Raw genomic sequence first — 8,809 nt, forward strand, 5'->3', positions numbered from 1 at the left:
GTTCGGCAGCGCGCTGCCGAACGGCCCTCAGCATGACGAATGCCTGGGACGGACAGCCCTCAGCGGGCCATCTCCTCCTTCAGCGCGAGGAGGAAGGCGTCCACATCGTCCTCCCTGGTGTCGAACGAGCACATCCAGCGGACATCGCCGGCCGCCTCGTCCCAGAAGTAGAAGCGGAAGCGTTCCTGCAACCGTCTGCTCACCTCATGCGGAAGCCTCGCGAAGACCGCGTTGGCCTGCACCGGGTAGAGGATCTCCACGCCGTCGACAGCCCGTACACCCTCGGCGAGCCGCTGAGCCATGGAGTTGGCGTGCCGGGCGTTGCGCAGCCACAGGTCCTTGGCGAGCAGGGCCTCCAGCTGCACCGAGACGAAGCGCATCTTGGAGGCCAGCTGCATGGACATCTTGCGCAGATGCTTCATATGGCTGACGGCGTCCGGGTTGAGGACCACCACGGCCTCGCCGAAGAGCATCCCGTTCTTCGTACCGCCGTACGACAGGACATCCACACCGACAGCGTTGGTGAACGCACGCATCGGCACGTCCAGCGCCGCCGCCGCGTTGGCTATCCGCGCGCCGTCGAGGTGGACCTTCATCCCGAGACCGTGCGCATGGTCCACGATCGCCCGGATCTCGTCGACGGTGTAGACCGTGCCGAGCTCCGTGTTCTGGGTGATCGACACGACCTGCGGCATCGCACGATGCTCGTCGTCCCAGCCGTACGCCTGCCGGTCGATCAGCTCGGGGGTGAGCTTTCCGTCCGGCGTCGGAACCGTGAGCAGCTTGAGGCCGCCCATCCGCTCGGGCGCACCGCCCTCGTCCACGTTGATGTGCGCGGACTCGGCGCAGATCACCGCGCCCCAGCGGTCGGTGAGCGCCTGGAGCGCGACCACGTTGGCGCCGGTGCCGTTGAACACGGGGAACGCCTCAGCGGACGAGCCGAAGTGGCTGTGCATGATCCGCTGGAGGTACTCCGTGTAGTCGTCCTCGCCGTAGGAGACCTGGTGGCCGCCGTTGGCCAGGGCGAGTGCGGCCAGCACCTCGGGGTGCGCACCCGCGTAGTTGTCGCTGGCGAAGCCGCGAACCTCGGGGTCGTGATGCCGGCGGGCATCCGTACTCGGGTGCTTTGACGAACTCACGGCTTGGGAGTCAGCCACAGACGCTGTCCATTCACTTCCTGGGCGGGCCGGTCCCAGACTCCGGCAATGGCATCGGCCAGTTCCTTGACGTCCGTGAAGCCCGCGAACTTCGCATTGGGGCGCTCCGCTCGCATGGCGTCGTGCACCAGTGCCTTGATCACCAGGATCGCAGCAGCGGCCTGCGGGCCCTCCTCGCCCCCGGCCTTGCGGAAGGCGTCGGCGAGCGCCAGGGTCCAGGCCTCGGCCGCTGCCTTCGAGGCGGCGTAGGCGGCGTTGCCCTCGGTGGGCTTGGCCGCGCCCGACTGGCTGACCAGGACGAACCGGCCGCGGTCGCTGCGCCGCAGTGCCTCGTGGAACGCGAGGGAGGTGTGCTGGACCGTGCGGATCAGCAGCTTCTCCAGCAGGTTCCAGTCGGCGAGCTCCGTCTCGGCGAAGGTGGCGCTGCCGCGCCAGCCGCCGACGAGGTGGACCAGGCCGTCGATCCGGCCGAACTCCTTCTCGGTCTGGTTCGCCCACTCGCGGGTGGCGTTCAGGTCGAGCAGATCGACCGTGTCCCCGGTGACGGTCGCACCGCCGTGTGCGTATCGGGCGGCGTCCACGGCCTCGGCGAGCCGCTCGGTGTCGGCGTCGGCGCCCACGACGACAGCCCCGGCCTCGGCGAGCCGCAGCAGGGCCGCGCGGCCGGCGGGCCCGGCCGCTCCCGCCACGGCGATCACGGCACCTTCAAGTGCCCCGTTGCCGTTCGATTTCATGGTGTCGGTCTCCTCGGTACGAGAGTTCACGCAGCGACTCGCTCGGCGTTCTCCGCCGTGATCCCCTTGGTGGAGGCGATCACGTTCTTCAGCTTCTTGGAGAGCGCCTCAAAGAACATGCTGAGCGGAAACTCGTCCGGAAGCACGTCGTCCACCAGCTTGCGCGGCGGCTGCGTCAGGTCCAGCGCGTCGGGGCCCTTGGCCCAGCGGGAGCCGGGGTGCGGGGCGAGGTAGGTGGAGACCAGCTCGTAGGCCTTGAACCAGTGCACCAGCTTCGGGCGGTCGATGCCGTCCCGGTACAGCTGCTCGATCTCACCGCAGAGCTGGTTGGTGACCTCGGGGGCCCGCTCCCAGTCGATGCGCAGCTTGTTGTCGGTCCAGCGGATGACGTCGTGCTTGTGGAGATATGCGAACAGCAGCTGTCCGCCGAGGCCGTCGTAGTTGCGTACCCGGTCACCCGTGACCGGGAAGCGGAACATACGGTCGAAGAGCACCGCGTACACCACGTCGCGGCCGTGCTCATTGCCCTCGGCGTCGAGCTTCACAGCCTCCTTGAAGGCGGTGAGGTCGCAGCGCAGCTCCTCGAGCCCGTACATCCAGAACGGCTGGCGCTGCTTGATCATGAACGGGTCGAAGGGCAGGTCACCGTGGCTGTGGGTGCGGTCGTGGATGATGTCCCACAGGACGAAGGCCTTCTCGCACCGCTCCTGGTCGTGGACCATGGCGGCGATGTCCTCGGGCAGGTCGACGCCCAGGATGTCGACAGCGGCCTCGGTGACCCGGCGGAAGCGGGCTGCCTCGCGGTCGCAGAAGATGCCGCCCCAGCTGAAGCGCTCGGGGGCCTCGCGCACGGCGATGGTCTCGGGGAAGAGAACGGCCGAGTTGGTGTCGTACCCGGGGGTGAAGTCCTCGAAGGTGATGCCGCAGAACAACGGGTTGTCGAAGCGGGTGGCCTCGAGGTCTGCGAGCCAATCCGGCCAGACCATGCGCAGCACGACCGCTTCCAGGTTGCGGTCCGGGTTGCCGTTCTGTGTGTACATGGGGAAGACGACCAGGTGCTGAAGGCCGTCCCGGCGGTCCGCGGCGGGCTGGAAGGCGAGCAGCGAGTCCAGGAAGTCGGGCAGGTCGAAGCCGCTGCCGGCCCACTTCTTCAGGTCACCGGCGAGCGCGGCGTGGTAAGCGGCGTCGTGCGGCAGCAGCGGGGACAGCTCCTCGACCGCGCCGATGATCCGCTCGACCGCCTGCTCGGCGGTGGCGCGGGCCGGGGCGCCGTCGGCGTCGAAGTCGATCGAGCCGTCCTTGGACTGCCAGGGCCGGATCTCCTCGACCGCATCCTTGAGCGTCCGCCAGGCGGGGTGCTCGATAACCCGTTGTGCGGTGGCTATTTCGCTACCTTTGGCGTCCTGCACAAGGATTTCCGTCATTTCACTTCCTCCACGGGAGAAACTCGCGTCAAGACAGCGTATCCATGCGTGTCTCCCGACTACAAGTGTGACCTTGGGAAATTGTCCTGCCACACCCCCGAGATCGCCGCAGATTTTACTGTCTCACACACACGGCGACGCGAGGATTGCGGTGAGTGAGGGCGGCGGCGGGTCGGGGGCGGCGCGGTGGCCATCGGCAACCCACGGCGACTCGGGTAGACGTTCCCCGCTGGCCGGATTCCATGCGCGGGCACTGCCGGCGATGCCCACCGGCAGGGGTCCCGATCCGTCAAGCCTGTGGGGACGCGCCCACGCACGAGTGCACGACCGGTTACGCAACGCACGCGGAGGATTAGGCTGCGCCCAGGCCGTGCCGCAAGCGACCCGAGCCCGAGTCCGAGCCCGAACCATCGACGGAAGCGAGAAGATCTTGAGTTTCCTCACCATCGGTCATCGCGGGGTCATGGGTGTCGAACCGGAGAACACCCTGCGCTCCTTCGTCCGCGCCCAGCAGACCGGAATGGACGTCATCGAGCTCGATCTTCAACTGAGCAAGGACGGCGCGCTCGTCGTCATGCACGACGCGGACGTGGACCGCACGACCGACGGCACCGGGCCGGTCGCCGAGAAGACACTGGCCGAACTGCGGGAGCTCGACGCGGGGCGGGGTGAGCGCGTCCCGGTCTTCGAGGAAGTCCTGGACGCGGTGCGGGCGCCCCTCCAGGCCGAGATCAAGGATGTCGCCGCGGCACGGACGCTCGCCGAGGTGATGCTCAAGCGCGAGCTCGCCGACCGGGTGGAGGTGTCGTCCTTCCATGACGAGGCCATCGCGGAGATCGCGGCACTCGTACCCGGGGTTCGCACGGTCCTCGTCGCCAGCCGCTGGGGCAGCGACGTGGTGGAGCGGGCGCAGGCGGTGGGCGCCGCCACCCTCGCCCTGAACATCCGCAGGCTCACCCTGGAGACCGTCGAGCACGCGCACCGGGAGGGACTCAGGGTCATCGGCTGGGTGGTGAACACCCAGACCCAGCTGCGGCTGGTGCGCGCGCTGGAACTCGACGGCGCGACCACCGACCACCCGGAGATCCGGCGTACCGGCCGTTTCACGGCCTGAGCCCGCCGCCGGGTCCGTCGGGCCCGGGTCGTTCAGCCGAGGTCCTTCACCAGCAGTTCGAACCGGAGGTCGTCGCGCTTCGGCTGCCCGAAACGCTCGTTGCCGTACGGGAAGGGCGTCATCTTTCCCGTACGGCGGTAGCCGCGCCGCACGTACCAGGCGATGAGGTCCTCGCGTACCGAGATCACCGTCATGTGCATCTCATGCACACCCCCGATCTCCCGCGCACCGCGCTCCGCCTCGGCGATGATCTGCCGCCCGAGCCCCGCGCCCTGGAGGTCGGGACGCACCGCGAACATGCCGAAGTAGGCCGCGTCACCCCGGTGTTCCAACTGGTAGCAGCCCACGGGCGACCCGTCGCGCTCGACGATCAGCATCCTGCTGCCGGTCCTGCCGATCAACGCCAGAACCGCCTCGGCATCGGTGCGAGGCCCGTCCAGGATGTCCGCCTCCGTGGTCCAGCCTGCCCGGCCGCTGCCACCGCGGTACGCGGTGTCGATGAGCGTGACCAGCTCCGGGACGTCGGCCTCGGTCGCGTCGCGGAAGGTCAGCCGTGCGGGCTCGTGCACCGGCGGGGTGTCCATGGGTCTCCCAGCGATCGGGGAATCGTTTCCCTGGCGTCCTGGCGTGACGGCATCCTATGCCCCGCCCCGGCAGGGCCTGCCCGGTCCCGATCGCGACCTCCGCGCCGGAAGCCCGCCGCGCCGACGGGTGGAGTCGCGGGCCCGGATCATCGCCCATCCCTCCCGGGCGGTCTAACGTGCTCCCCATGATGCACGTGCTCAGTAGCCGCGTCCTGCTGCGGCCGACGGATCCGGACCGGTCCCGGCGGTTCTACGAGGACGTACTCGGCCTCCAGATCTACCGGGAGTTCGGCACCGGGCCCGAGCGCGGGACGGTCTACTTCCTCGGCGGGGGCTTCCTGGAGATCACCGGGCGCTCTGACACCCCGCCCGCGCCGGGTCTCTCCCTGTGGCTCCAGGTGTCGGACGCCAAGGCCGCCTACGGGCACGTGCTGGCGCACGGCGCCACGGTCGAACAGCCACCGCGGCGTGAGCCTTGGGGCCTGGTGGAGATGTGGGTACTGGACCCGGACGGGGTGCGGATCGCCGTGGTCGAGGTGCCCGATGACCATCCCCTGCGGTTCCGGCCCTGAGCCGAGCGCCGGCTCCGTGCCCCCGTGTACGCCCGTGCGCTCGTATGTGCCGCACGCGCCCGGGGCATCACCTCCCCCGACACCCGTCGAGCGGGGAGGTACCCGGTGCACGGTACGGCGATGTCGGCCTGGTTGCTCATCGCGCTCTGCGCCGCCTCGGGCGCGTACTGCGTCCTGCGGATGCGCACCGGCGAGGGAGAGGAGCGCGAGGTGGCGGGCGGCGAGGCGGTGATGGGCTTCGGGATGGCCGCGATGGCCCTGCCCGCCACGATCTCGCTGCCGCGACCGTGGGCGTGGCAGGTGTACGCGGCCGTGTTCGCGGCCTTGGGACTGCGCGCCCTGTGGGCGCTGCGGCGTGCGCGCGGCGGCACACACCATCTGCATCATCTGGTCGGCTCGCTGGCCATGGTGTACATGGCACTGACGATGGCGCCGAGCATGCCGGGCACGGGGGCGCACACCGGGCACACGGCGCACACCGGTGCCGGTGGTGTCCCCCTGCTGACCGGGGTCCTGCTGGTCTACTTCGCGGTGTTCGTGCTGCGTTCCGGGGCGCGCCTCGTCCCGGTGGCGGCACCTCCGGCAGCCGTGCCACCGGCCTGGGGAGCACGGCCCGAGCTGGCGCTGGCCTGCCAGGTGTCCATGGGGGTGGCCATGGTGGCCATGCTGCTCACCGTCTGACGCGGCGACGGACGAAAACGTGCTGTACGTCACATGGCAGGCTAAGCCGTACCCGGTGGTAGCGCTGCGCTCATAGGCTGGTTCCCATGATGGTCTCGCTCGCGCTGCTTGTGCTCGGCGCACTGGCCGCCGTGGTGGCGCCGCGGTTGATGGCGCGGGCCGACTGGCCGGAGCGCGAGCCTGTGGTGGCACTGTGGGTGTGGCAGTGCGTGGTCGCGGCCGTGCTGCTGAGCTTCGCGCTCTCCATGACGTTCAGTGCCGCTGCGGCCTGGCAGGCCGTACGGGGCCAGGTGTTCGCGCCAGCCCCGACCGCCGTGGTGAACGCCTATGCGCTGAGAGCACATGCGCCCTGGTCCGCGGTGCTCGCCGTGGTGCTGGCGTGCGGCGGGCTGTGGACCGGCGCGATGCTGGCCCGGGAGGTATACAGGGCGCACGCCCGGCGCAAGCGACGCCGGGCCGAACTCCTCGTGCGCGCCCCCCTGTTGCCGGGTGAGGACGCGGGCAGCGACCCCCTGGTGCTGCTGGAGGGCGAGCGGCCCGACGCCTGGTGGCTCCCTGGTGCCGCGCCCCAGCTGGTCATCACCACTGCGGCGCTGCGCCGGTTGAAGGGCCGTCAGCTCGACGCGGTGCTCGCCCATGAGCAGGGGCACGCCCGGGCTCGGCACGACTGGCTGCTGCACTGCTCCGCGGCACTGGCCAATGGCTTTCCCCAGGTGCCGGTGTTCGCCGCGTTCCGGGACGAGATGCACCGGCTGGTGGAGCTGGCCGCGGACGATTCCGCGTCACGCCGGTTCGGGAGGCTCACCATCGCCCTGGCGCTCGTGGAGCTGAACGAGCACCGGGGCGTGTTCGGCCCGTGCCCCACTCCTGACGCCCAACTGCCGCAGCGAGTCAACCGGCTCCTCGCACCGCTCCCCCGGCTCGCCGCGGGTCACCGGCTCGGGCTGACCGCGGCGGCGGCGCTGGTGCCGGTCGTTCCGCTGCTCGTGGCATTCGTTCCCGGCCTGAGGGCGCTCGGATAGCGTAGAGCGGCCATCGTGGGCAAGGATCGGTTCTATGTGGTCTCCCCCACCTGTCCAGTCCACTCGGACGCGAACCCCTTTCCGCGCCCCCGCCCTCACCGCCGCGGTCGCCGCGGCGCTGGCGCTGCTCCTGCTGGTGCTGGTCGCCGCCCCGTGGGCGCCGCTGCTGTCACTGGACACCGCGATCGCACGGGCCCTGCACCGCTCGGCGCACACCGAGCCCGGTTTCACCGAGGCCAACCGTGTGCTCAGCGACTGGGTGTGGGACCCGTGGGCCATACGAGCGCTGCTGGTCGCGGTGGTCGTGCTGCTGCTGCGGCGCGGCGCCACGCTGCCGGCCCTCTGGGTGGCCGCCGCCAGTGCCCTGGGCACGGTGGTGCAGCAGTCGCTGAAATCCGCGGTGGGCCGTGACCGGCCGCACTGGGAGCAACCGCTGGACACCGCCCAGTACGCCGCTTTCCCGTCCGGACACGCCATGACCGCGACGGTCGTCTGCGGGCTGCTGCTGTGGCTGCTCGGGCGGGAGAGCGTGGGGACACGTGTCTGGTGGGCCGCGGTACTCGTCGCGGCCTTCTCCGTACTGGGAGTGGGTTTCACCCGGCTCTATCTCGGGGTGCACTGGTTCTCGGACGTCGTCGCCGGCTGGCTGCTGGGAGTCTGCGTGGTGGGTCTGGCCATCACGTCCTACGAACGCTTCAGCGGTGGCGTACCCACGGCACCCGAGCAGAGATCCCCGGGCGTGCGGAGCTGACGAACCGGCCGGACCGGGCGATCCCCCGCGTCGCCCGGTCGGGCTGGTAACCGCCGCTGACCAGGCACGGGGCCCAGGGGGGCGGTTTCGCGTCGAGTATATTGGCTGGAAGCCAGTCAACGCAGGAGTCAAGCATGTCCCCGCGGAGCGCAGCGGTCAATGAAGAACTGCGGCGGCGCTCCCGTGAGCGTCTCTTGCAGGCCACCGTGGACCTTGTAGGTGAACGCGGTTACGAGGCGACGACCCTGGGTGACATCGCCGACCGCGCCGGGTCGGCACGCGGCCTTGTCTCGTACTACTTCACGGGCAAACGGCAGCTCTTCCAGTCGGCGGTGCACCGCTTGATGCATCTGACGCTGGAAGCGGCCCTGGAGCGCGAACCCCGGACGGAGAACGGCACGGAAGGGCTCGCACGCGCGATCGACGCGGTGCTCGGCCTCGCTGTGGAACGACCGGTGCTGATGCGCGCGCACATGGCCGGGATACTCCAGGCGGAGGGCTTTGTCCGGTGCTCTGAGCAGCAGCGACTGGAGTTCCTGCTGCGCGGGGCTCTGGAGCGGTACGGCTCCGCCGACGTGGACGCGGAGTACCCGCTGCTGCGCGCGCTGCTGATGGGCGCGGTCTTCACGGTGGTGGTGCCCGGAGCGCAGATGCCGCTGGAACGGCTGCGTGCGGAGCTGTTCCAGCGGTACGGGCTGGACTGGGAGCTCGGCGTGGGGGGGGGGGGGGGGGGGGCCCCCCCGGGGGCGGGGGGGGGGGCCCGCGGCCGC

Annotated in this window: 10 protein-coding genes; 6 read left to right on the forward strand and 4 right to left on the reverse strand. The window is 70.2% G+C overall.

The genetic code is table 11. The features are described from left to right. Positions 1 to 59 precede the first annotated feature (59 nt). From ACFWI9_RS27400 to ACFWI9_RS27410, 3 genes are read right to left on the reverse strand one after another with little or no spacing between them, the layout of a single operon-like run. Positions 60 to 1,139, reverse strand: coding sequence for a threonine aldolase family protein (locus ACFWI9_RS27400; RefSeq protein WP_387165961.1), 1,080 nt, complete (start codon positions 1,137 to 1,139; stop codon positions 60 to 62). Beyond that, entirely contained in the window at positions 1,136 to 1,891 is a 756-nt protein-coding gene (locus tag ACFWI9_RS27405; protein ID WP_387165963.1) for an SDR family NAD(P)-dependent oxidoreductase, read from the reverse strand. The genes ACFWI9_RS27400 and ACFWI9_RS27405 overlap by 4 nt, the downstream gene beginning before the upstream one ends. A gap of 26 nt (positions 1,892 to 1,917) precedes the next feature. Beyond that, positions 1,918 to 3,315, reverse strand: coding sequence for a DUF6421 family protein (locus ACFWI9_RS27410; RefSeq protein ID WP_387165965.1), 1,398 nt, complete (start codon positions 3,313 to 3,315; stop codon positions 1,918 to 1,920). 430 nt (positions 3,316 to 3,745) lie between these two features. Between ACFWI9_RS27410 and ACFWI9_RS27415 the strand changes: the two genes are divergently transcribed. Continuing rightward, positions 3,746 to 4,429, forward strand: a complete 684-nt coding sequence (locus tag ACFWI9_RS27415) for a glycerophosphodiester phosphodiesterase (RefSeq protein WP_387165967.1) — start codon at positions 3,746 to 3,748, stop codon at positions 4,427 to 4,429. Positions 4,430 to 4,461: 32 nt separating this feature from the next. Here ACFWI9_RS27415 and ACFWI9_RS27420 read toward each other — a convergent pair whose 3' ends face one another. Then, the gene (locus ACFWI9_RS27420; protein WP_387165969.1) at positions 4,462 to 5,013 is read right to left on the reverse strand and encodes a GNAT family N-acetyltransferase; all 552 of its coding nucleotides are present in this window, start codon (positions 5,011 to 5,013) and stop codon (positions 4,462 to 4,464) included. A gap of 185 nt (positions 5,014 to 5,198) precedes the next feature. On the opposite strand from ACFWI9_RS27420, the gene ACFWI9_RS27425 reads away from it, so the two are divergent. From ACFWI9_RS27425 to ACFWI9_RS27445, 5 genes are all read left to right on the forward strand, one after another. Beyond that, the gene (locus tag ACFWI9_RS27425) at positions 5,199 to 5,585 is read left to right on the forward strand and encodes a VOC family protein (protein WP_387165971.1); all 387 of its coding nucleotides are present in this window, start codon (positions 5,199 to 5,201) and stop codon (positions 5,583 to 5,585) included. Between the two features lie 120 nt (positions 5,586 to 5,705). Continuing rightward, positions 5,706 to 6,266, forward strand: coding sequence for a DUF5134 domain-containing protein (locus ACFWI9_RS27430; protein ID WP_387165973.1), 561 nt, complete (start codon positions 5,706 to 5,708; stop codon positions 6,264 to 6,266). 86 nt (positions 6,267 to 6,352) lie between these two features. Continuing rightward, positions 6,353 to 7,288 carry a M56 family metallopeptidase gene (locus ACFWI9_RS27435; protein ID WP_387165975.1) on the forward strand — a complete coding sequence of 312 codons (936 nt, stop codon included), beginning with the start codon at positions 6,353 to 6,355 and terminating at the stop codon, positions 7,286 to 7,288. 34 nt (positions 7,289 to 7,322) lie between these two features. Continuing rightward, entirely contained in the window at positions 7,323 to 8,039 is a 717-nt protein-coding gene (locus ACFWI9_RS27440; protein ID WP_387165977.1) for a phosphatase PAP2 family protein, read from the forward strand. 134 nt (positions 8,040 to 8,173) lie between these two features. After that, positions 8,174 to 8,809: TetR/AcrR family transcriptional regulator (locus ACFWI9_RS27445; protein ID WP_387165979.1), on the forward strand; the 636-nt coding region annotated here is incomplete at its 3' end.

Origin of the sequence: Streptomyces sp. NPDC127084, from assembly GCF_042724175.1 — a bacterium.
Classification (GTDB): domain Bacteria; phylum Actinomycetota; class Actinomycetes; order Streptomycetales; family Streptomycetaceae; genus Streptomyces.

Bases quoted from the DNA above. Each gene is read 5' to 3' on its own strand.
- ACFWI9_RS27405 (WP_387165963.1), bottom strand. From the start codon at position 1,891: ATGAAATCGAACGGCAACGGGGCACTTGAAGGTGCCGTGATCGCCGTG.
- ACFWI9_RS27410 (WP_387165965.1), bottom strand. From the start codon at position 3,315: ATGACGGAAATCCTTGTGCAGGACGCCAAAGGTAGCGAAATAGCCACC.
- ACFWI9_RS27420 (WP_387165969.1), bottom strand. From the start codon at position 5,013: ATGGACACCCCGCCGGTGCACGAGCCCGCACGGCTGACCTTCCGCGAC.
- ACFWI9_RS27425 (WP_387165971.1), top strand. From the start codon at position 5,199: ATGATGCACGTGCTCAGTAGCCGCGTCCTGCTGCGGCCGACGGATCCG.
- ACFWI9_RS27430 (WP_387165973.1), top strand. From the start codon at position 5,706: ATGTCGGCCTGGTTGCTCATCGCGCTCTGCGCCGCCTCGGGCGCGTAC.
- ACFWI9_RS27435 (WP_387165975.1), top strand. From the start codon at position 6,353: ATGATGGTCTCGCTCGCGCTGCTTGTGCTCGGCGCACTGGCCGCCGTG.
- ACFWI9_RS27440 (WP_387165977.1), top strand. From the start codon at position 7,323: ATGTGGTCTCCCCCACCTGTCCAGTCCACTCGGACGCGAACCCCTTTC.